A 22,470-nucleotide genomic window follows, 5' to 3' on the forward strand; every position below is an offset into this window, starting at 1 on the left:
CGCGCTTCTTACCTGAAGGATCATCATGTCACGCAGCAGAATCTTCATCATTGCAGCGGCCTTGCTCGGCGGCGTCGGGATCGTGCTCGGCGCGCTCGCCGTCACGCGAGGCAGTGTGTCCGCCCCCGCGGGCACCGAAGCTGCACAGGCGGCCGACGGCGTTGGCACCGGCTCGCACGGTGGCGTCGTGCTCACGCGCGGCAAACTGTCCGTCGAGATCGTGATGACGGAAAAGCCTGGCGACGCGCGGCTCGTCGTCTATCCGTTCGTCGACGGCAAGCCGGTCGACACGGGCGTTGCCGTGTCCGGCACGCTGGTGCGGTACGACCGCTCGCACGAACCGATGCGTTTCGACGCGGCGGGCCAGAAGTTCGTTTCGGCGCAGTCGATCGCGAAGCCGCACGTGTTCGACGCGACGATCGACATCAAGGCGGGCAACCAGGCCGCGTCGTTCCCGTTCGCCCGCACGGACGGCGCGATCGCGCTGACCGACGCGCAATTGCGGACGTCGAAGATCGCGCTGGCGAAGGCCGGCCCCGCGCAGATCGCCACGCCGTTCCAGCTGCCGGGCGAGATCAAATTCAACGAGGACCGCACCGCGCACGTCGTGCCGCGCGTGGCCGGCATCGTCGAACAGGTGTCGGTGTCGCTCGGGCAGAACATCGCGAAGGGGCAGGTGCTGGCCGTGATCGCGAGCACCGATCTCGCGGACCGTCGCAGCGAACTGCTGACCGCCGAACGCCGGTTGTCGGGTGCGCGCGCGACCTATGAACGCGAACGCACGCTGTGGCAGGAGCGCATCTCGGCGGAACAGGACTATCAGCAGGCGCAGGTTCAGTTGCGCGAGGCCGAGATCGCCGTGCAGAACGCGCGGCAGAAACTGGCCGCACTGAACGCGCCGGCGGGCGCGGGCGCGCTGAATCGCTACGAGTTGCGCGCGCCGTTTGCGGGCACGATCGTCGAGAAGCATGCGACGCCCGGCGAAGCGATCGCGGCCGACGCGAGCATGTTCGTGATCTCCGACCTGTCGACGGTGTGGGCCGAGATGGCCGTGCCCGCGCAGCGGCTGAACGACGTGCGTGTCGGCCGCGATGCGACCGTCAGCGCGACCGCATTCGAATCGCGCTCGAGCGGCCCGATCGCTTACGTGGGCTCGCTGCTCGGCGAACAGACGCGCACCGCGCCCGCGCGCGTCGTGCTGCCGAACCCGGACGGCGTGTGGCGGCCGGGAATGTTCGTGAACGTGTCGGTCGACGCGGGCAAGCAGGCCGTTGCGCTCGCGGTCGCGAGCGACGCGCTGCAAGACGTCGACAGCGTGCCGTCGGTATTCGTGCGCTCGCCGAAGGGCTTCGTCGCACAGGCCGTCGAGACGGGGCGGCGCGACGAACGCGCGACCGAAGTGCTGAAGGGGCTCAAGCCGGGCCAGGAATATGTGGCCTCGAACAGCTTCGTGCTGAAGGCCGAGCTCGGCAAGGGGAGTGCGGAACATGAATGAACGTCACGCACCGACGGCCCACGCAGTGGCCGGTCCCCGCCTCAAGGAATCCTGCCATGTTTGAACGCCTGATCCGCTTTGCGATTGCGCACCGCTGGCTCGTGATGCTGGCGATCGCGGCCGTGGCCGCGCTGGGCGTGTTCAGCTACCAGAAGCTGCCGATCGATGCGGTGCCCGACATCACCAACGTGCAGGTGCAGATCAACACGGCCGCGCCCGGCTACTCGCCGCTCGAGGCCGAGCAGCGCATCACCTACCCGATCGAGACGATGATGGCCGGGCTGCCGGGCCTCGAACAGACGCGCTCGATTTCGCGCTACGGGCTGTCGCAGGTCACGGTGATCTTCAAGGACGGCACCGACATCTATTTCGCGCGGCAGCTCGTCAACGAGCGCATCCAGGAAGCGAAGGACAAGCTGCCGGCCGGCATCGCACCCGCGATGGGGCCGACGTCGACCGGCCTCGGCGAGATCTACCTGTGGACGGTCGAGGCCGACGCCAACGCGCGCAAGCCCGACGGCACGCGCTATACGGCGGCCGACCTGCGCGAGCTGCAGGACTGGGTCATCCGGCCGCAGCTGCGCAACGTGCGCGGCGTGACCGAGGTGAACTCGATCGGCGGCTACGTGAAGGAATACCGCGTCGCGCCCAATCCGGCGAAGCTGATGTCGTACGGGCTGACGCTCGCCGACGTCGTGCGCGCGCTGGAGCGCAACAACGACAACGTCGGCGCCGGCTACATCGAAAAGCGCGGCGAACAGTATCTCGTGCGCGTGCCGGGCCAGGCGCGCACCGTCGACGACATCGCGAACATCGTGCTGACCAACGTCGGCGGCGTGCCGGTGCGGATGAAGGAGGTCGGGCAGGTCGACATCGGCCGCGAGCTGCGTACCGGCGCCGCGACGTCGAACGGCGAGGAGGTCGTGCTCGGCACGGTGTTCATGCTGATGGGCGAGAACAGCCGCTCCGTTGCGAAGGCCGTCGCCGCGAAGATGGAGGACGTGAACCGAACGCTGCCGGCCGGCGTGAAGGCGATTCCCGTGTACGACCGCACGGTGCTCGTCGAGAAAGCCGTCGCGACGGTGAAGAAGAACCTGCTCGAAGGCGCGGTGCTGGTGATTGCCGTGCTGTTCCTGTTCCTCGGCAACATCCGCGCGGCGCTGATCACCGCGCTCGTGATTCCGCTGTCGATGCTGATGACTTTCACCGGCATGGTCAACGCGAAGGTGAGCGCGAACCTGATGAGCCTCGGTGCGCTCGACTTCGGGATCATCGTCGACGGCGCGGTGGTGATCGTCGAGAACTGCGTGCGGCGGCTCGCGCATGCTCAGTCGGCGGCCGGGCGGCCGCTCACGCGCGACGAGCGCTTTGCGGAAGTGTTCGGCGCGTCGCAGGAAGCGCGGCGCGCGTTGATCTTCGGGCAACTGATCATCATGGTGGTGTACCTGCCGATCTTTGCGCTGACCGGCGTCGAAGGCAAGATGTTCCATCCGATGGCCGTGACCGTCGTGATGGCGCTCGCGGCCGCGATGGTGCTGACCGTCACGTTCATTCCGGCGGCCGTCGCGTTGTTCATCGGCGAGCGGGTCGAGGAGAAGGAGAACCGGCTGATGGGCTGGGCGCGGCGCGCGTACGAGCCGGTGCTCGCCGCGTTCATGACGCGCCCCGCGCGCGTGATGCTCGGCGCCGGTGCGATCGTGCTGGCAACGCTCGGGCTCGCGACGCGGCTCGGCAGCGAGTTCATCCCGAGCCTGAACGAGGGCGATCTCGCGGTCGCCGCGCTGCGGATTCCCGGCACGAGCCTGTCGCAGTCGGTCGAGATGCAGAAGGCGATCGAGAAGACGTTGAAGGCGCGCTTCCCGGAAATCGAGCGCGTGTTCGCGCGCACCGGCACGGCCGAGATCGCGGCAGATCCGATGCCGCCGAACCTGTCTGACGGCTACATCATGCTGAAACCGGCCGACCAGTGGCCCGACCCGAAGAAGCCGCGCGATCGGCTCGTGCGCGAGATCGAGGCGGCGCTCGCGGAACTGCCGGGCAACGCGTACGAGTTCTCGCAGCCGATCCAGCTGCGCTTCAACGAGCTGATCTCGGGCGTGCGCAGCGACGTCGCGGTGAAGATCTTCGGCGACGACATGGCGGTGCTGAACCAGACCGGCGAGCAGATCGCGGCCGCGCTGCAGAAGGTGCCGGGCGCTTCCGAAGTGAAAGTCGAGCAGACCACCGGCCTGCCCGTGCTGACCGTCAACCTCGACCGCGACAAGCTCGCGCGCTACGGCGTGACGGTCGCCGACCTGCAGGATACGGTGGCCGCGGCCGTCGGCGGGCAGAAGGCGGGGACGCTGTTCCAGGGCGACCGGCGCTTCGACATCGTCGTGCGGCTGCCGGACGAGCTGCGCTCCGACATCGAGGCGATCAAGCGGCTGCCGATCGCGCTGCCCGCGCCGGCCGCGGGCGCCAGCGCGCCGCTCGCGCAGGCGCCGTACGTGCCGCTGGCCGAACTCGCGACGATCGAGGTCGCGCCGGGCCCGAACCAGATCAGCCGCGAGGACGGCAAGCGGCGCGTCGTCGTCAGCGCGAACGTGCGTGGCCGCGACGTCGGCTCGTTCGTCGCCGACGCGCGCGAGCAGCTGCAGCAGGACGTGCGCGTGCCGGCCGGCTACTGGGTGTCGTGGGGCGGCCAGTTCGAGCAGTTGCAGAGTGCGAGCGAGCGGCTGAAGCTCGTCGTGCCGCTCGCGCTGTTCATGGTGTTCGTGCTGCTGTTCGTGATGTTCAACAACGTGAAGGACGGGCTGCTGGTGTTCACCGGCATTCCGTTCGCGCTGAGCGGCGGCGTGGTGTCGCTGTGGCTGCGCGGGATTCCGCTGTCGATCACAGCCGCGGTCGGCTTCATCGCGCTGTCGGGCGTTGCCGTGCTCAACGGCCTCGTGATGATCTCGTTCATCCGCAACCTGCGCGACGAAGGGATGCCGCTCGACGCGGCCGTGCGCGAAGGCGCGCTCACGCGGCTGCGGCCCGTGCTGATGACCGCGCTCGTCGCGTCGCTCGGCTTCCTGCCGATGGCGTTCGCGACCGGCACCGGCGCCGAGGTGCAGCGCCCGCTTGCGACGGTCGTGATCGGCGGTATCCTGTCGTCCACGGCGCTGACGCTGCTGGTGCTGCCGGTGCTGTACCGCGTGAGCCACGCGGTGTCGTGGCGCGCGGTATTGCGCGGCGGGTTCGGCGCGGGCGTGCTGCGGCGGCTGGGTTTCTTCAAGGGTAATGCGTGATGCGAATTCTGATTGTCGAGGATGAACCGAAAACGGGCGCCTATCTGCGCAAGGGCCTGACCGAAGCCGGCTATGTCGTCGACTGGGTGGAGGACGGCATCACGGGCCAGCACCAGGCCGAGACCGAGGAGTACGACCTGCTCGTGCTCGACGTGATGCTGCCGGGGCAGGACGGCTGGACGCTGCTGCAGAACCTGCGCCGCAGCAAGTCGACGCCCGTGCTGTTCCTCACCGCGCGCGACGATGTCGGTGATCGCGTGAAGGGGCTCGAACTCGGCGCCGATGATTACCTGGCCAAGCCTTTCGACTTCGTCGAACTCACCGCGCGCATCAAGTCGATCTTGCGGCGCGGCCAGCCGCGCGATTCGAACACGCTGCGCGTGGCCGATCTCGAACTCGACCTGACGCGCCGCAAGGCCATGCGGCAGCGCGACACGATCCTGCTGACCGCGAAGGAATTCGCGCTGCTGTGGCTGCTGATGCGTCGCGAAGGCGAGATCCTGCCGCGCGCGACGATCGCGTCGCAGGTGTGGGACATGAACTTCAACAGCGATACGAACGTCGTCGATTCGGCGATCCGGCGACTGCGCTCGAAGATCGACGACGCCTATGAACCGAAGCTGATCCACACCGTGCGCGGGATGGGCTACGTGCTCGAAGTGCGCGACGGCGCGGCGAAATGATCGCGCGCCTGCTGCCGCGCACGCTGCGCGGACGCCTGACCGCGCTGATCATCCTGTCGACGTCGGTGATCCTCGCATCGAGCGGCGTCGCGCTGTACGAGGCGTTGAGCAATCGCATCGAGACGACGGCGGCCGAGCAGATGGCCGGTATTTCGGCCGCGCTGGGCACGCACCTGGCGGAAGCGCGTTCGACGGCCGACGTTGCGCGCAACCCCGATATGTGGGTCGACCAGTTGCATGGGCATCCGAACATGGACCTGGCGATCTACGATGCGGCCGGCACGCGCATCGTCGGCACGCCGGGATTCCGGACCTACGCGCCGCTGCTGTCGACGGACGCGGGCCGCCTCCCGGTATTCGTCGCGCCGCCCGGCGTGCGGCACCAGTATCTGGTGATGACCGTGCCGCTCGCCGGCGCGGGCGCGCCCGTCGTGCGCGTCGCGGTGCAGTACGACCGCAGCGCCGACGTGCTGCTGCTGCGCACGCATGCCTATACGATCGTCGTGATCGAGGTGTTCGGCGTCGTGCTGGCGGCCGCGATCGCATACGGCATCGCGGCGCTCGGGCTGAGCCCGCTCCGGCGCTTCGCGGCGCGGGCCGAGCAGATGTCGACGAGCCGCCTGGCTCATCCGCTGCCGGAACTCGATACGTCAGGCGAACTGAAGGAGCTGGAACATGCGTTCAACGGGATGCTTGCTCGCCTGGACGAATCGTTTACGCGGTTGAGCCAGTTCTCGTCGAATCTCGCGCACGACATGCGCACGCCGCTCACGAACCTGCAGGCGGCCGCGCAGGTCGTGCTGTCGCAGCCGCGCAGCGCGGACGAATACCGGAGCGTGATCGAGTCGAGCATTGACGAGTATCAGCGGCTGTCGAGGATGATCGAAGACATGCTGTTCCTCGCGCGCTCGGAGCAGGCCGGCACGTCGATCGACGTGCGGCGGCTCGATGCGGCCGAAGAAGCCTCGCGTGTCGCCGGCTATTACGAGCCGCTTGCGGAGGATGCGGGTGTGTCGGTGAAGGTCGACGGTTACGCATGGGTCGATGCGGATCTCACGCTGTACCAGCGCGCGTTGAGCAACCTGCTGTCCAATGCGCTGGCGTACGCGCCGCGCGGCAGCGTCGTGACGATCGATTGTTCGGAACAGGCCGGCGCGACGACGATCGCCGTATCGGATACGGGGCCGGGCATCGAAGCGCAGCATGTCGCGCGGATTTTCGAGCGCTTCTATCGCGTCGATCCGTCGCGGCACAATTCGGCGTCGGGGACGGGCCTCGGCCTCGCGATCGTCCGGTCGATCATGAACAATCATGGCGGCGAATGCGGCGTCGACAGCGATCCGGGCCGGCGCACGACATTCTGGCTGCGTTTTCCGCAGCGGCCGCCGGTCGCGCCGAACACGGTGCCGGCGGCCCATGCTTGAGATCGCACGCCGGCACGGCCGCGCGTTCGCTGCGATACGGCGGTGCGCGGCACGCTGCCTGCGATTGCGCGGCAGCGCCCGCGCCTGACCGCCATCAGCGGGTCGCGAGGCTGTCGTGATTGTCGGCCTGCGGGGCCTTCTCGCCGGCATGTACCGAAAGCCCGTGAAGCTCCTTGTTGCGCGCGACGATCTCGCTGGCCGGCGGGTACTGCGTCTTGCTCGTCGGCACCACGCCGTCGTGCTGCGCCTGCTTCAGTTCGTTGATGACTTCCGCGCGGGTCTTGCCCTGCGTTTGAGTTTGCGCGAACGCGGCTTGCGAGGCGATGCCGAGCGACAGCGTCGCGGTGACGAACAGGGCAGCGAGTTTGACCGTTTTCATGGAGTTCTCCTTGGTGAGGCCGCCGGGTGGCGATCCATGGACCCAGTATGCGAAAACAGCCGAGCGTGACCGTGATCGGCAGATGAAAAATCCGTCAGATTGCGTGGCGGCGTGTGCAACGTGCGGGCCGCGCCGACATGACGCAATCGTCATGTTCGGGTCATGCGTGCGATGAGCGGAGAGCGGAGCATGGCGCTTGCCGACGGCCGACGGTGTCGACGGCATGCGCACCGTTCGCCGCGCCGGCATGGAAGGCGGGCGGTCTCGTTTCGACTTTCGTTCCGGACCCAACCGTGGATCGCCTCGCCATTCGCCTGTCGTTGTTTGCCCTGCTGATTGCCCCGTTGGTCGCCGGTTGCGCTTCGTCCCGTTCCGATACCGGAATGGCCGGATCGTCCGCACCGAAGGCCGCGCGCAATTCAGTGCCGACCGGCCTGATGCCCGGCGAGCAGATCGACTATGCGGGGCATCGCTGCGGCAATCCGAACTTCTACGTGAAGACGCATCCGTGCCTGTTCCCGAAGCGCAACGTCACGCGTTGATCCGTCACACGTACGAAAAAAGGCCCGGCACACGCTGTGTCCGGGCCGAACGCGTAATCGTGCCGTGTGACAGCGATCCGCTTGCGTGGATTGCGACGGGCATCGCCCGTCGCGCATTCGATCGTAGCGACACGATCCATCGCGAACCTGATCGGAAGATGAAATTTTCGTCACGCGCGAGCCCGCGCGTTGCCGCTGCCCCGATCAGAAGCGATGGCGCAGCGCGAGATTGACGATCCATTGCGTGCACGTGCCGTCGTAGCCGTAGGAGCCGATCGACGCCTGCGCCGTCTGCGTGCCGCCGTCGAACGTGCGTTGCTCGACGTTCGCGCGTTGCCACGCGCCGACCGCATAGAGAGTGGCGCGTGTCGACAGCACGTAGTCCGCGCCGGCCGACACCTGGTGATAGGTAGCGCTCGTATCGCCACGGGCTTTCGTGTAGCGGTAGCCGACGCCGATGAGCAGGCTCGCGCTCGCCGGATAGTTGAAGAAGCCGCTGTCGTCCGCGCGTCATGTGTGCCGAAGCATCCCGTTGATTTGCTTCGTACTACGATAAACGGAGAAGCGCGCGATGACGAAATCGTCATCCCGTGTTCATGATCGCGCACCGACGCCGGATCAATCTTGGAACTCACGTTACCCATTCCGGACAAGGAGCCAATTTCATGAACATGCGACGACCCCTGATTTCGATCGCCATTGCCACGCTGTCGATCGCCGCTTTCTCGCAGTCGGCCACCGCGCAGTCCAGGACCCGGCAGGAAGTGCGCCAGGAGCTGCTGCGCGCCCGCCACGACGGCGTGATCCCGAGTCCGAAGCACGACTATCCGCCGAGCCCGGCCACCATCGCCCGCAATCAGGAAATCCATCGCTCGACGGTGCATCGCGGCGAATCGGCGCCGGTCGTCGATGCGCATGACGACAGCTTCGCGGTGCGTTGATGTTTTTGCGAGGAGGAATGGACGATGCGCAACATGATGAAAGCGATCCTACTGGCCGCGTGCCTGACGACGACGGGCGCGATGGCGGCCGGCTGGCCGGAACGCGCGCTGTCGCATGCGCCGGAGCACGACGTCGGCCGCCGCGCCAGCGAACGGATGCGCTGCGAGTTCGCGGCGGTGCCGGCGGGCGAGTGGAGCGCGACGTTCACGCGCGGGCAATGCGAAGTCGGGAACGGGCAGCTGACGTTGCTGCCCGCCGCTGCGGGCGCTGCGCCGGCACCGCTCGCCGAGCAGCGGATCGTGCTCCGCGAGGTCCGTACCGCGTCGCATCAGTCGCGCAAACTGAAGGAACAACTGCAACTCACCACGCGCGACGAAGTGATCGCGCTGAACGTGCTGACCGACGACGGCAGCCGCAAGTCGCGCGAACATGCGATCGACCTGTGGGCCGCATTGCGCAATGAGGGCGTGACGCCCGTCAACGGCACGCGCATCGTCGATACGTATCCGACGGCCGCGACGACGTGGTGACGCTCGCGCTTCAGCCGGTCTTCACCGAACCTTCGATCAGGAAGAACACGATGAAGCCGATGAAGAATGCGGCGGTTGCAAATGGCGTCTCCGGCACTTCGTGCGCTTCGACCAGCAGTTCCTCGGTGACGAGGTAGAGCAGCGCGACCGTGCCGAGCCCGAGCAGCGCCGCGTAGAGATTCGCCGGCAGCCCCGCGAACGCCGCATTGCCGGCGACGGCAGCGATACTCAGCAGCGCGGCCAGCGCAACGGGCACGACGATCGCGAGCAAGCGGCCGACGCCTGCCGACGCCAGCGCCGCACTGACCGACAGCGCGAGGAACAGCACTTCGAGCGTCAGCGCGATGGTCAGGATGATGCCGCTTTCGTCGCTCGCGGAGAACGCGATGCCGAGCACGAGGCCGTCGACGACGAGATCGATCGCGGTGACGATGATCAGGCTGACCGGTAGCCGCGCGTCCTCGAAGCGCGTTTCGACCGCGCCGGACAGCGCACGGATCGCGAGCATCAGCGCGAGGCCGAACACGAAGCCGACGACGACCGGAAACAGCGCGTGCGCGCGATCCTGCGGCAGCAACTCGAGCGCCGCCGCCGCGAACACGATGCCGCCGGTGAAATGCTGGATGACGCTCGACGTTTTCGGGCCCGGTGCGCGCCATGCGGCGGCGAGGGCGCCGAAGCAGGCCGCCAGCAGCGGCGGTAACGTGAGCAGCGCGAGCTTCGCGGTCGGTGTCATGGGGCCTCGGCAGTGGAGCGCGCCGCAGCGGGCGCTGCAGCGCACGGCGGTTTCGTGCCGGGCGTCGCCCCGGCATCAACCGGGGATTGGACACCTTGAAGCCGCTTCAAGGTCAAGACATTTGAAGCGGGCGTGTCGGCACGCCCGCGTCGGGTCACAGCTGCGCGAGCGCCTGGTCGAGATCGGCGAGCAGGTCGTCGATGTGCTCGATGCCGATCGACAGCCGCACCGTTTCCTCCTTCACGCCGGCCTTCGCGAGTTCGGCCGGCGACAGCTGGCGGTGCGTCGTCGAGGCCGGATGCGTGGCGAGCGATTTTGTGTCGCCGATGTTGACGAGCCGCGTGAACAGCTTCAGCGCGTCCTGGAACTTCGCGCCGCCGTCGCGGCCGCCCTTCACGCCGAACGTCAGGATGCCGGGCGCACGGCCCGACAGGTAGCGCGCGACGAGCGGATGATCCGGGTGATCGGGCAGCCCCGCGTAGTTCACCCACTCGACGTGTTCGTGGCGCGCGAGATGCTGCGCGATCTTCAGCGCGTTGTCGCTGATGCGCTCGACGCGCAGCGCGAGCGTCTCGATGCCCTGCAGGATCTGGAACGCGTTGAACGGCGAGATCGCCGCGCCCATGTTGCGCAGCGGCACGACCCGCGCGCGCCCGATATAGGCGGCCGGCCCGAACGCTTCCGTGTACACGACGCCGTGATAGCTGACGTCGGGCTCGTTGAGCCGCTTGAAGCGGTCCGCGTGCTGCGCCCACGGGAACTTGCCCGAATCGACGATCGCGCCGCCGAGGCTCGTGCCGTGGCCGCCGAGATACTTCGTCAGCGAGTGCACGACGATGTCCGCACCGTGTTCGAACGGGCGCAGCAGGTACGGCGACGGCACCGTGTTGTCGACGATCAGCGGGATCCCGTGGCGATGCGCGACTTCCGCGAGCGCGGCGATATCGGTCACGTTGCCGAGCGGGTTGCCGACCGATTCCGCGAAGATCGCCTTCGTGCGCGCGTCGATCAGCGGCTCGAACGACGCCGGGTCGCGCGGATCGGCGAAGCGCGTCGTGATGCCGTATTGCGGCAGCGTATGCGCGAACAGGTTGTAGGTGCCGCCGTACAGCGAACTGGCGGACACGATGTTGTCGCCAGCTTCGGCGATCGTCTGGATCGCGTACGTGACCGCTGCCTGACCCGACGCCAGCGCGAGCGCGCCGATGCCGCCCTCGAGCGCGGCGATCCGCTTCTCGAGTACGTCCGTCGTCGGGTTCATGATTCGCGTGTAGATGTTGCCCTGGACCTTCAGGTCGAACAGGTCCGCGCCGTGCTGCGTGTCGTCGAATGCGTACGCAACGGTCTGGTAGATCGGCACCGCGACCGCGCGCGTGGTCGGGTCGGGGCGATAGCCGCCGTGCACGGCGATGGTTTCGAGGCGCCAGTTCGAAGAGGCCTGATCGGTCATGGGTGCTCCGTCTGTTGTTGTCGTGGTCGAGCGATTATAGGAGCAGGTGCGCGGTTGCCCTTAGAACGAATGGTTGGTTGCTTATGGGGCCGTCGCGCATAGAATGCGTTTTTCCGCAGACGAAGGGTGCGCGATGGATCAGGATCAGTGGAACAGGGTGGATGCGTATTTCTCCGCGACGCTCGTGCCGTCCGACGACGTGCTCGACGCCGCGCTTGCGGCCAGCGACGCGGCCGGGCTGCCCGCGATCAACGTCGCGCCGAACCAGGGCAAGCTGCTGCAACTGCTCGCGACGATTCGGGGCGCGCGGCGCATCCTCGAAGTCGGCACGCTCGGCGGCTACAGCACGATCTGGCTCGCGCGCGCGTTGCCGCCGGGCGGCACGCTCGTGACGCTCGAACTGAACCCCGAGCACGCGAAGGTCGCGACGCGGAACATCGCGCGCGCCGGGTTCGCGGACGTGGTGTCGGTGATCGTCGGCAGCGCGAAAGACAGCCTCGCGCGGCTCGTCGACGCGGGGGAGGCGCCGTTCGACTTCATCTTCATCGATGCGGACAAGGACAACAACGCCGTGTATCTCGACGCCGCGTTGAAGCTGTCGAGGCCCGGTACGGTGATCGTCGTCGACAATGTGGTGCGCGGCGGGCGCGTGGCCGATCCGGACAATCGCGAGCCTGATGCGGTCGGCGTGAGGGAAGGGTTCGCGCGTCTCGTGGCCGAGCCGAAGCTCACGACGACGGCCGTGCAGACGGTCGGGCAGAAGGGCTGGGACGGGTTCTCGATTTCGATCGTCGGCGAGTGAGGTGACGGCGGCGCGCGTGTGCGGCGCGCACATTGCTCACCGGCCGCGGCCGGGCGCGTCCCGATGCGGAAACGGCGCGATGCCTGCGGGCATCGCGCCGTTCGTTTTTCACCGACCGTCGACCACGTCGCGCAGGAACCTGTCGAGCATCGCGACGTCACCCCACGGTCGCTTGTATTCGCGATCGTGTTCGGCATCCGCGAGCATCGTCTCGACGAGCGCGTGGATCGCGGGTCGGCATGGCCCGTATTCGTTTTCGTTCGCGCTCATCTTCAACGCGAGCAACGCATCGAGTTCCGCGCGCACCGCCGGTTCGTGCACGGTGCCTTCGACGAGCGCCGCGAAGCGCATCGGCGGCATGCCGAGCCCCATGTCGATCCAGCGCACTGCGAGCAGCGGCCGAAGCACGTACAGGTACTTCTTGTAACGCACCGTGTCGCCTTGCAGGTAGCCGCGAAAGTTCTTCTTCGCCATCGCGAGGTAGTGATGGCGCCCGCGCACCGGCGAGAAGAACGCCGACGCCAGCGACCTGAGCCGCGGCGCCCAGCGCGCGTCTTCGCGATACACGACAGGCGAGTCGAGCCATTCGAGCAGCGTCGGGTTCGACCGGCGCAGCAGTTGTAGCGCCTTGCGCAACTCCCAGCCGCTTACGTCGAGTTCGTCGTCGAGTGGCCGCTCGATCACGTCGCGTTGCGGTTCGACACTCAGGTACCAGTCGCGCCGGTGCACGTACACGAAGCGCACGTCGTAATCGCTGTCCGGCGATGCGAAGCCCCAGCCGCGGCTGCCCGATTCGCATGCGAACAGCACGCTCACGTCGTGGCGGCGCTCGACTTCCGCGAGTTCCGCCATCACGCGCGCACGCACGGCCGGGTCGACCGGATGTGCGCTGCGCACGGTTGTCATTGCCTTTTCCGTTTTCATTCTTGTCGTTTCCCTTTCATTGCGCGCGGCCGCCCGGCCTTCGGCCGCGCGCCGCGCTATCCTTTCACGCACACCACCTGGCGCAGCGTGTGCACCACTTCGACGAGGCTGCGCTGTGCCGCCATCACCGCATCGATGTCCTTGTAGGCCATCGGAATCTCGTCGACGACACCCGCGTCCTTCCGGCATTCGACGCCGCGCGTCGCTCTCACCTGGTCGTCGACCGTGAAGCGGCGCTTCGCCTCGGTCCGGCTCATCGAGCGGCCGGCGCCGTGGCTGCACGAACAGAAGCTCTCCGGATTGCCGAGCCCGCGCACGATGAAGCTCTTCGCGCCCATCGAGCCCGGAATGATCCCGAGCTGCCCCTTCTGCGCGGACACCGCGCCCTTGCGGGTCACGAGCACGTCCTCGCCGAAGTGGCGTTCGCGCTGCACGTAGTTGTGGTGGCAGTTCACCGCGTGCTCGTCGACCGCGAACGGTTTCGCGATCACGCCGCGCGCCGCACCGATCACCGCTTCCATCATCGCCTGCCGGTTGCGGCGCGCGTAGTCCTGCGCCCAGCCGACCGCTTCGACGTAATCGTCGAAGTGGCGGCTGCCCTCGGTGAAATACGCGAGGTTGCGATCCGGCAGGTTCGCGATGTGCTGCCGCATGTCGGCCTGCGCGAGCTCGATGAACAGGCTGCCGATCGCGTTGCCGACGCCGCGCGAGCCGCTGTGCAGCATGAACCACACGCGATCGGCTTCGTCGATGCACACCTCGATGAAGTGATTGCCCGTGCCGAGCGTGCCCAGATGCGCATAGTGGTTCGTCTTCTCCAGCTTCGGATACTTGTCGACGATCCGCTGAAAGCCCGGCAGCAGCGACTTCCACGACTCGGTCACGGCGGCCGGCGTGCGATCGCCCCATGCACCCGGATCGCGGCGCCCCGGCACGCGGCCGTGCGGCACCGCGCGTTCGATCGCGCTGCGCAGCCCGCCGAGCGAGTCCGGCAGGTCGGACGCCGTGAGCGTCGTGCGCGCGGCCATCATCCCGCAGCCGATGTCGACGCCGACCGCGGCCGGAATGATCGCGCCTTTCGTCGGGATCACGCTGCCGATCGTCGAGCCCTTGCCGAGGTGGACGTCCGGCATCACCGCGACGTGCCTGAAGATGAACGGCATCTGCGCGGTGTTGCGCAATTGCGCGCGCGCGTCGTCCTCGACCGCGACGCCTTGCGTCCACATCTTCACCGGCTTGCCGTTCGCCAGTTCCATCACCTGATAATCCATGTCAGTCATTTGGTTCACCTGATTCATTCTTGCGGCGCGGCACCCATGCGCCGCGCCGTTTGCTTCGAGCATCACGCGCCCTTGATGCTGACGAGTCCGTTCAGCACCTGGTCGAGGCCGCCGAACACCGAGATGCGGTCGATCCGTTCCGCGACGCGCTCGAGCGTTTCCAGCTCCTTGAGCCGCAGCGCGGTCGGGTTCTCTTCCATCACCTTCGCGGTGTTCAGCAGCGACCGCGTCGCCGCCGTTTCCTCACGGCGTCGGATCACGTTCGCCTGCGCGGCCTTTTCGGCCTCGACCACCTGCGCGAGGATCGTCTTCATGTCGCCCGGCAGCACGATATCCTTCACGCCGACGCTGCGCACGTCCACGCCCGATTGCTCGAGCCGCGGGCGCACCTGGGCAATCACGATGTCGTCGATCGCCTGCTTGTCCTCCAGCAGCTCGTCGAGCGAGCGCGTGCCGACCGCCGCGCGCAGCGCGAACTGCAGTTCGCGATACAGATGTTCGACCGGCTTCTGCAACTGGCCGAACGCATGCAGCACGTCCGCATAGCGCCACGTTGCCGACAGGTTCAGCCGCAGCGCGACCTTGTCGCGCGTCAGGATTTCCTGGCCGGCGACTTCGAGCGCCTGCAGGCGCAGGTCGACGAGCTCGACCGCGACATCGCGGTTGAAGCGCCAGAACGCTGCGACACCCGCATCCAGCAGCCGCTCGATCTTGCCGTCGATCTTCAGCACACCGACGTGATACGCCGGCACCTGCGCCAGCAGCACGCCCGTCAGGCCCGCCACGCCGCGCGCACGCAGCGCCGGTTGCGCGATGCGCTTCGCGAGCGCGGCCGGCAGCATGCTGTCCTGCGCGAGGTCGACGCGCTCCAGCCGATGGGCGATGAGGCCGCGCCAGTACAGCCGGCGCGTGCCGGGCGGCAGGATCTCGACGAGCACGTCGTCTTCGTAACGCAGGCCCGCTTCGTCGTCGGCCAGATCCATCGCGACGAAGTGTTGCGCGAGCACGTCCTGTGCGTCGTGACGCAGGTAGTCGGCCAATGCCGCGTCGGCGAGCGGCGCGTCGAGACGCGTGGTCTGCACCGACAGACGCTTGAACGGATCGAAGGCCTTGAACACGCCCGGTTCCAGCACCTTCACGAAATCGCCCTCATTCATCAGCAGCGCGCGTTCGTTCTTTTTCACCACATGACGCTTCCACATATTCTTGTCCTTTTCTTCAATGGCCGCCGGGCGACACGCATCGCACGGATCGGGGTGCGACGCGATCGGGCGGGCGGCGCGTGGGTCCGGCGCGGCTGCACGCGGCGACGCATCCTGCATCGCGTCGTCGAGCGCATTCGCGCGGGCCGTCCGGCCGCCCGGCCGATCGCGCGGAACCGCAACCGGTCCGACGCGCGGCGGGCCTGTCGGCCCGCACCGGCGGGTACTGCTTCTATCGACAGACCGTCCTTGCGGACGGGGTTCGGACGGGATTCGAACCCGCCACACACCGGCTCGCGCCGGCTGCTCCACCTGAATGAGCTTCCGAACAGTGGGCGCTCCGGGATTCGAACCCGGACAAGGCTGCCTCGCGCGCCCCTTTGCCTTCATCTGTCCATGGCGGCATGCGCTGCCGCGACGAACCAGGTTCGGCGGCGGCGCACCAGCAGGGCTTTATGAACCCTGGCTCGCGGGCCAGCGGGACATCCGGCGTCTTCTATTTAGCGAGGAGCGTGCCAGCGGGCGGGGCAGGCTGCGGGGAATGCGATCAAGCCTTTGAAGAGAAAGGACAATTCATGATTTCCGATGATTGCGGAGGGAAGGCCGCCGTATCGCGTCGTCGCTGAGTTCCGATACAATCGGATCGTTTTTTATCCCATGAGATAAACATGCGCAAGACCGTCGCCATCGGCTTTCTCGGCACCGTGCTCGACCAGGGCGGCCGTGCGCCGCGCCGCTACCGCAAGTGGCGGCCGACGGTGTCGCTCTGCATGCAGCCGGACTTCGCGATCGACCGGCTCGAGTTGCTGCATCCGCCTGGCTACGCGCGCCTCGCCAATCAGGTGCGCGACGATCTTGCGAACCTGTCGCCGCATACCGAGGTGCGGCTCACGCCGGTCACCATCCACGACCCGTGGGATTTCGAGGAGGTCTACGCGACGCTGCACGACTTTGCGCGCGCCTATCCGTTCGACCTCGACCGCGAGGACTACCTGGTCCATATCACGACTGGCACGCACGTCGCGCAGATCTGCTGGTTCCTGCTGGCGGAAGCGCGCTACCTGCCCGCGCGCCTCGTGCAGACGGGGCCGCCGAAGCAGACCGACGAGGGGCCGAGCGGGCCGGGCACGGTGTCGGTGATCGATCTCGACCTGTCGCGCTACAACCGCATCGCACAGCGCTTCACGCGCGAGCGCGACGAGACGGTGTCGTTCCTGAAGGCGGGCATCGCGACGCGCAACGCGCGCTTCAACGCGCTGATCGAGCAACTGGAGCGCGTGGCCGTGCGCTCACGCGCGCCGATGCTGCTCGTCGGTCCGACGGGCGCCGGCAAGTCGTTTCTCGCGAAACGGGTGTACGAACTGAAGCGCGGCCGCCATCGGCTCGCGGGGCCGTTCATCGAGATCAACTGCGCGACGCTGCGCGGCGACGCGGCGATGTCGACGCTGTTCGGTCACGTGAAGGGCGCGTTCACCGGCGCGCAGTCCGCACGTGCGGGCTTGCTGCGCGCGGCGGACGGCGGCCTGCTGTTTCTCGACGAAATCGGCGAACTCGGGCTCGACGAGCAGGCGATGCTACTGAAGGCGATCGAGGAGAAGCGCTTCCTGCCGGTCGGCGCGGACGTCGAGGTGGCCAGCGATTTCGAGCTGATCGCCGGCACGCACCGCGATTTGCGGCAGATGGTGGCGGCCGGCACGTTCCGCGAGGATCTGTATGCGCGGATCAATCTGTGGACGTACGACTTGCCGGGGTTGGCGCAACGGCGCGAGGACATCGAGCCGAACCTCGAATTCGAGCTCGATCGCTTCGGCCGCGAGCAGGGCGAGCAGGTGCGGTTCAACGTGGAAGCGAAGCGGCGCTATCTCGCGTTCGCGGCATCGCCGCGCGCGGCATGGGCCGGCAACTTCCGCGAGTTGTCCGCATCGGTCACGCGGATGGCGACGCTCGCCGATGCGGGGCGGATTACCGAGACGATTGCCGAGCAGGAGGTCGAGCGACTGATGCGCACGTGGTCGCAGCCGGGCGGCGCAAGTGCGTCGGACGGATGCGTCGACGCGGTATTCGGCGCGCGTGCGGCGGAACTCGACCTGTTCGACCGCGCGCAGCTCGAACGCGTGCTCGACGTGTGCCGTGCATCGGCGAGCTTGTCGGAGGCCGGCCGCGCGCTGTTCGCGGTGTCGCGGCAGAACAAGAAGCAGCCGAACGACGCGGACCGGTTGCGCAAGTATCTGGCGCGGTTCGGGCTCGATTGGGACGGCGTGCGGGACGCGCTGGGCGCGAGGTAGTCAGGCGGGCGCCGCATTCGACCGCTCACCGGCGGCAGGCCGTCGAGATCGCACGCGAGCCAGCCGGCCGCGCCGGCGCGCGCGTCAGCGCTGCTGGACCGCGACGCGCAGCCCGAGCGCGATGAAGATCGAGCCGATGATCTTCCCCTGCCAGCGCGTGAGCCACGCAAGCCGCTTCACGAGGCGGCCGAGCGGGCGGATCGAGCACGCGATCAGCGTCGTGTAGAGCGAGCTGAGCACGACGAAGATCAGCCCGAGCACCGCGAACTGCACGAACGTCGAGCCGCGTTCCGGATGCACGAACTGCGGCATGAACGCGAGGAAGAACAGCGCGGTCTTCGGGTTCAGGACTTCGGCGGGAATCGCCTGCAGGTACGCCTTCAGCGGCGTGACGGGCGACACCTTCGGCAGCGACGGATCGGACGGCCTGTCGAGCAGCGCGCGCACGCCGAGGTAGATCAGGTACGCGGCGCCGACCAGCTTCACGACGTTGAACGCGAGCGCCGACGTCATCAGCAGCGCCGACAGCCCGACCGCCGCGAACAGCGTATGCACGAAGTCGCCGCTCGCGACGCCGAGCCCGGTCAGGATGCCGGTCTTGCGGCCGCCCTGCACGGTGCGGCTCAACACGAGCAGCACGGCGGGGCCGGGAATCAGGAACAGACCCAGTACGACGGCTGTGAAGGTGGTCAGCGTGGTCAGGTCGAACATGGCGGCTCCGGCAAGGTTGGCGCAGCGGCGAGCGATGATGCGGCGGCGCAGATTTTCCGATCATTCAGCGGTCGATTCGCCAGAATATCAGCGTTTCCGGCACCCATGCCCGCTCCGCCCGCCGCCCACCGCCCGTCACCCGCCAAGCTCCTCCGCCAGAAAGTCCACAAAGGCCCGTATCCGCGCGGACATCTGATGCCGCTGCGCATACACCGCATAGATATCCGCGCTCGGGGTCTCGTAGTCCGGCAGGACGACGACGAGACGCCCGTCGGCCAGATAGTCGCGAATATCCCACTCGGCGCGCATCAGGATCCCGTGTCCGTCGAGCGCCCACTTCACCGCGATCTCGCCGTCGTTCGTCGTCAGGTTGCCGTTGATCCGCACGGCTTCCGTGTTGCGCGCCGCGCCGCGTCCGCTCGTCAGCCGCCAGACCCCGTAGCCTTCGTCGCCCTGCCGGATGCCGATGCAGTTGTGCCGCGTCAGCTCGTGCGGCGTGCCCGGTGTCCCGTGTCGCGCGATATACGCGGGCGCCGCGCACAGCAGCCGCCGGTTCGGCGCGAGCCGCCGCGCGACGACGCGCGTATCGGGCGGCTCGCCGAAGCGGATGCACACGTCGAACGCGTCGTCGGTGAGCGGCGGCGGCATCACCGACAACTGCAGCTGCACCGACACCTCCGGATAGCGCGCGACGAAGCGCGAGATCGCCGGGCCGACGTGGCTGCGTCCGAAGCCGAGCGTCGCGTTCACGCGCAGCAGCCCCTTCGGCCGCTGCTTCGCGCTGCCGAGCAGTTCGCCCAGCTCGTCCATCTGATCGAGGATCCGGCGCGCGTAGTCGAGATACACGTCGCCCTCGGGGGTCAGCATCATGCGCCGCGTCGTGCGGTTGACGAGCGTCACGCCCGCGCGCCGTTCCATCTGCGTGAGCCGCTTGCTGACGGCCGCCGCCGTCAATCCGAGTTCGCGCGCGGCCGCGCTCAGGCTACCGGACGCGGCCAGCGTCGAGAAAAAGGCGAGATCGGCCGGCTGGACGGTATCCGTCATGACGGGATTCGTGAATTGAAGTTAAAGATGCTTTGAGTCTAGCACCGGTTCACGCACTTCCAGTTGGGTAAAGTGCGTTCACGCTCACGATCAATCGAGGATGTTGGCATGAAGACCTACCGTATCGCGACCATTCCCGGCGACGGCATCGGCAAGGAAGTGGTGCCGGCCGGCAAGCAGGTGCTGGAAGCGCTGGCTCGCGGCAGCGACCGCTTTGCGTTCGAGTTCGAGGATTTCGACTGGGGCGCCGATTACTACCGCCGGCACGGCGCGATGATGCCGGCCGACGGCCTCGATGCGCTGCGCGGCAAGGACGCGATCCTGTTCGGCTCGGCGGGCGACCCCGACGTGCCCGATCACGTGACGCTGTGGGGCCTGCGCCTGAAGATCTGCCAGGGCTTCGACCAGTACGCGAACGTGCGCCCGACGCGCATCCTGCCCGGCATCGATGCGCCGCTGAAGCGCTGCGGGCCGGACGACCTGAACTGGGTGATCGTGCGCGAGAACTCGGAGGGCGAATACGCGGGCGTTGGCGGCCGCGTGCATCAGGGGCATCCGATCGAGGCCGCGACCGACGTGTCGATCCTCACGCGTGCCGGCGTCGAGCGCATCATGCGCTTCGCATTCCGGCTTGCGCAGTCACGTCCGCGCAAGCTGCTGACCGTCATCACGAAGAGCAACGCGCAGCGTCACGCGATGGTGATGTGGGACGAGATCGCGAAGCAGGTCGCGCAGGAATTCCCCGACGTCGCGTGGGACAAGGAACTCGTCGATGCCGCGACCGCGCGCATGGTGAACCGCCCGGCGTCGCTCGACACGATCGTCGCGACCAACCTGCACGCGGACATCCTCAGCGATCTCGCCGCCGCGCTGGCCGGGAGCCTCGGCATCGCGCCGACCGGCAACATCGATCCCGAGCGCCGCTATCCGTCGATGTTCGAGCCGATCCACGGCTCCGCGTTCGACATCATGGGCAAGGGCCTCGCGAATCCGGTCGGCACGTTCTGGTCGGTCGTGATGCTGCTCGAGCATCTTGGTGAGACGGAAGCCGCGGCGCGCGTGATGCAGGCGATCGAGGCGGTGACGGCCGATCCGTCGCTGCATACGCGCGATCTCGGCGGCAGCGCGACGACCGCGCAGGTGACGGCGGCCGTCTGCGAGCGCGTCGCGCACGCGGCGGTCGCAGCCTGACGGCAGCACGGACTGCGCCGGCAGCGCGCGTGCGCAGCCGGCCGCCTTCCGTTCACCGCTCACCGGATTTTCCTGCCCGCGACTCGCGCATTCGACGTGAGCCGGGCGCCGGCGCACACGATTCGTCGTGACGCCGGCAAGCACCCACGGGGCTCGTGCGGACAGCGCGCGGCCCGACCTCGAAGGAGGAGACACATGCAAGCGGATCTGGAAACCCGCGTCGCGCGGAAACTGATGTGGCGCATCATTCCGTTCGTGATGCTGCTTTACTTCGTCAGCTTTCTCGATCGCGTCAACGTCGGCTTCGCGGCGATGACGATGAACAAGGCGATCGGCCTGTCGCCGACTGCGTTCGGACTCGGCGGCGGCCTGTTCTTCATCGGCTACTTTCTCTTCGAAGTGCCGAGCAACCTGATTCTCCATCGTGTCGGCGCCCGCATCTGGATCGCGCGCGTGATGATCACGTGGGGCATCGTGTCGGCGGTGTCCGCGTTCGCGGCCGGGCCGACGAGCTTCTACATGCTGCGCTTCCTGCTCGGCGTTGCGGAAGCCGGTTTCTTTCCCGGCATCATCCTGTACCTGAGCCTGTGGTTTCCCGCGAAGCAGCGCGCAGTGGCCGCCGCGTGGTTCATGGCGGCCGCGCCGATCTCGACCGCGATCGGCTCGCCGCTGTCGGGCGCGATCATGCAGATGCCACCGATGTTCGGCCTCGCCGACTGGCAGATGCTCTACATCGTCGAGGCGCTGCCCGCGGTCGCGCTCGGCTTCGTCGTGCTGAAGTGCCTGACCGATGCGCCGTCGAAGGCCGCGTGGCTGGAGCCGGACGAGCGCGACTGGCTGATCGCGAAGCTGAAGTACGAGGCCGACGCGCGGCACACGCATGCCGGACACACGGCCGGCGCGTGGCAGGCGCTGCGCGACCCGCGCGTGCTGGCGCTCGCGCTGATCTACTTCGGCACGTCGGCGGGCCTCTATACGCTCGGCCTGTGGGCGCCGCTGATGGTCAAGCAGTTCGGCTTCACCGCGTTGCAGACGGGCTTGCTGACCGGCATCCCGAGCATTGCCGCGGTGGTCGCGATGATCGGATGGGCACGACATTCGGATCGCACCGGCGAGCGCACCTGGCACGTCGTGATTCCGTGCGTGCTCGCCTGTATCGGCTTCGTGTTCGCGGGTCAGGCGAACACCGCGCTCCTGACCGTGCTCGCGCTGGTCGTCGTCAACATCGGGATCAGCGCCGCGAAGGCGCCGCTGTGGGCGATGCCGAGCGCGTTCCTGTCAGGCGCCGGCGCGGCCGCGGGGATCGCGATGATCAACTCGATCGGCAACCTCGGCGGGTTCGTCGGGCCATTCGCGATCGGCTGGCTCAAGCAGTTGACGGGCGGGTATGCGGCCGGGCTGTACCTGGTGGCGGGCACGCTCGCGGTGTCGGCGGTCGTCACGCTGCTGCTGAGTCGCAAGGGGGCGCGCGAGCAGGGCGTGTCGGGGGTGCGGCAACAACATTGAGAGCGGCGCATGCCAGCGGCGGCGAGTGCGCGGAAGCCGTGCGGCCGCTGATACACTGGGGCGCACGGGCCGGCA

The 22,470-nt window shown here is 67.7% G+C and carries 19 protein-coding genes and 1 pseudogene; 11 read left to right on the forward strand and 9 right to left on the reverse strand.

Annotated elements, in window-relative coordinates:
* Positions 1–25: 25 nt before the first annotated feature.
* Genes LGM71_RS10185 through LGM71_RS10200 form a run of 4 tightly spaced genes read left to right on the forward strand, consistent with a single transcriptional unit; the run spans position 26 to position 6,871 of the window.
* On the forward strand, positions 26–1,495 hold the full coding sequence (locus tag LGM71_RS10185) for an efflux RND transporter periplasmic adaptor subunit (protein ID WP_226114781.1): 1,470 nt from the start codon (positions 26–28) through the stop codon (positions 1,493–1,495).
* A 56-nt stretch (positions 1,496–1,551) separates the two neighbouring features.
* On the forward strand, positions 1,552–4,764 hold the full coding sequence (locus LGM71_RS10190) for an efflux RND transporter permease subunit (protein WP_226114782.1): 3,213 nt from the start codon (positions 1,552–1,554) through the stop codon (positions 4,762–4,764).
* Entirely contained in the window at positions 4,764–5,447 is a 684-nt protein-coding gene (irlR, locus tag LGM71_RS10195) for a heavy metal response regulator transcription factor IrlR (RefSeq protein WP_124901390.1), read from the forward strand. The genes LGM71_RS10190 and irlR overlap by 1 nt, the downstream gene beginning before the upstream one ends.
* Positions 5,444–6,871, forward strand: coding sequence for a heavy metal sensor histidine kinase (locus LGM71_RS10200; RefSeq protein ID WP_226114783.1), 1,428 nt, complete (start codon positions 5,444–5,446; stop codon positions 6,869–6,871). Before irlR ends, LGM71_RS10200 begins: the two co-directional genes overlap by 4 nt.
* A 94-nt stretch (positions 6,872–6,965) precedes the next feature.
* On the opposite strand, the gene LGM71_RS10205 is transcribed toward LGM71_RS10200, so the two are convergent.
* Entirely contained in the window at positions 6,966–7,250 is a 285-nt protein-coding gene (locus tag LGM71_RS10205) for a DUF4148 domain-containing protein (RefSeq protein ID WP_124620952.1), read from the reverse strand.
* Positions 7,251–7,633: 383 nt separating this feature from the next.
* Between LGM71_RS10205 and LGM71_RS10210 the strand changes: the two genes are divergently transcribed.
* Complete coding sequence (locus LGM71_RS10210; protein WP_226114784.1) at positions 7,634–7,792, forward strand: hypothetical protein; 159 nt, start codon at positions 7,634–7,636, stop codon at positions 7,790–7,792.
* Positions 7,793–7,996: 204 nt separating this feature from the next.
* Here LGM71_RS10210 and LGM71_RS10215 read toward each other — a convergent pair.
* Positions 7,997–8,287 (reverse strand): annotated as a pseudogene (locus LGM71_RS10215) (porin); the annotation flags it as partial.
* A gap of 101 nt (positions 8,288–8,388) precedes the next feature.
* Between LGM71_RS10215 and LGM71_RS10220 the strand changes: the two are divergent.
* Positions 8,389–8,733 carry a DUF4148 domain-containing protein gene (locus LGM71_RS10220; RefSeq protein WP_226115136.1) on the forward strand — a complete coding sequence of 115 codons (345 nt, stop codon included), beginning with the start codon at positions 8,389–8,391 and terminating at the stop codon, positions 8,731–8,733.
* Positions 8,734–8,766: 33 nt separating this feature from the next.
* Entirely contained in the window at positions 8,767–9,264 is a 498-nt protein-coding gene (locus LGM71_RS10225; protein ID WP_226114785.1) for a hypothetical protein, read from the forward strand.
* A gap of 10 nt (positions 9,265–9,274) precedes the next feature.
* Here LGM71_RS10225 and LGM71_RS10230 read toward each other — a convergent pair whose 3' ends face one another.
* Positions 9,275–10,000 (reverse strand): ZIP family metal transporter, encoded by a 726-nt coding sequence (locus tag LGM71_RS10230; RefSeq protein WP_226114786.1) that lies wholly within the window; start codon positions 9,998–10,000, stop codon positions 9,275–9,277.
* Positions 10,001–10,154: 154 nt separating this feature from the next.
* Positions 10,155–11,450: an O-acetylhomoserine aminocarboxypropyltransferase/cysteine synthase family protein gene (locus LGM71_RS10235; RefSeq protein ID WP_226114787.1), complete on the reverse strand. Its 1,296-nt coding sequence runs from the start codon at positions 11,448–11,450 to the stop codon at positions 10,155–10,157.
* A gap of 133 nt (positions 11,451–11,583) precedes the next feature.
* On the opposite strand from LGM71_RS10235, the gene LGM71_RS10240 reads away from it, so the two are divergent.
* Complete coding sequence (locus LGM71_RS10240; RefSeq protein ID WP_151048419.1) at positions 11,584–12,252, forward strand: O-methyltransferase; 669 nt, start codon at positions 11,584–11,586, stop codon at positions 12,250–12,252.
* A 108-nt stretch (positions 12,253–12,360) separates the two neighbouring features.
* On the opposite strand, the gene LGM71_RS10245 is transcribed toward LGM71_RS10240, so the two are convergent.
* From LGM71_RS10245 to LGM71_RS10255, 3 genes are all read right to left on the reverse strand, one after another.
* A complete protein-coding gene (locus tag LGM71_RS10245; protein WP_226114788.1) occupies positions 12,361–13,176 on the reverse strand; it encodes a nucleotidyltransferase domain-containing protein in 816 nt (271 codons plus the stop codon).
* A gap of 56 nt (positions 13,177–13,232) precedes the next feature.
* On the reverse strand, positions 13,233–14,456 hold the full coding sequence (locus LGM71_RS10250) for an RtcB family protein (protein ID WP_319000379.1): 1,224 nt from the start codon (positions 14,454–14,456) through the stop codon (positions 13,233–13,235).
* Positions 14,457–14,518: 62 nt separating this feature from the next.
* Entirely contained in the window at positions 14,519–15,658 is a 1,140-nt protein-coding gene (locus LGM71_RS10255) for a slipin family protein (protein ID WP_226114789.1), read from the reverse strand.
* 668 nt (positions 15,659–16,326) lie between these two features.
* On the opposite strand from LGM71_RS10255, the gene rtcR reads away from it, so the two are divergent.
* On the forward strand, positions 16,327–17,943 hold the full coding sequence (gene rtcR / locus LGM71_RS10260) for an RNA repair transcriptional activator RtcR (protein WP_226114790.1): 1,617 nt from the start codon (positions 16,327–16,329) through the stop codon (positions 17,941–17,943).
* Between the two features lie 84 nt (positions 17,944–18,027).
* Here rtcR and LGM71_RS10265 read toward each other — a convergent pair whose 3' ends face one another.
* Together LGM71_RS10265 and LGM71_RS10270 are read right to left on the reverse strand one after the other, a co-directional pair.
* Positions 18,028–18,654, reverse strand: coding sequence for a LysE family translocator (locus LGM71_RS10265; RefSeq protein WP_059531846.1), 627 nt, complete (start codon positions 18,652–18,654; stop codon positions 18,028–18,030).
* Between the two features lie 135 nt (positions 18,655–18,789).
* Positions 18,790–19,698, reverse strand: coding sequence for a LysR substrate-binding domain-containing protein (locus LGM71_RS10270; protein WP_124620967.1), 909 nt, complete (start codon positions 19,696–19,698; stop codon positions 18,790–18,792).
* A gap of 108 nt (positions 19,699–19,806) precedes the next feature.
* Here LGM71_RS10270 and LGM71_RS10275 point away from each other — a divergent pair, with 108 nt between their 5' ends.
* Together LGM71_RS10275 and LGM71_RS10280 are read left to right on the forward strand one after the other, a co-directional pair.
* Positions 19,807–20,889 carry a tartrate dehydrogenase gene (locus tag LGM71_RS10275; RefSeq protein ID WP_226114791.1) on the forward strand — a complete coding sequence of 361 codons (1,083 nt, stop codon included), beginning with the start codon at positions 19,807–19,809 and terminating at the stop codon, positions 20,887–20,889.
* A gap of 195 nt (positions 20,890–21,084) precedes the next feature.
* Positions 21,085–22,395, forward strand: coding sequence for an MFS transporter (locus LGM71_RS10280; protein ID WP_226114792.1), 1,311 nt, complete (start codon positions 21,085–21,087; stop codon positions 22,393–22,395).
* Positions 22,396–22,470 lie beyond the last annotated feature (75 nt).

It is taken from the genome of Burkholderia sp. AU33545, assembly GCF_020419685.1.
Classification (GTDB): domain Bacteria; phylum Pseudomonadota; class Gammaproteobacteria; order Burkholderiales; family Burkholderiaceae; genus Burkholderia; species Burkholderia diffusa.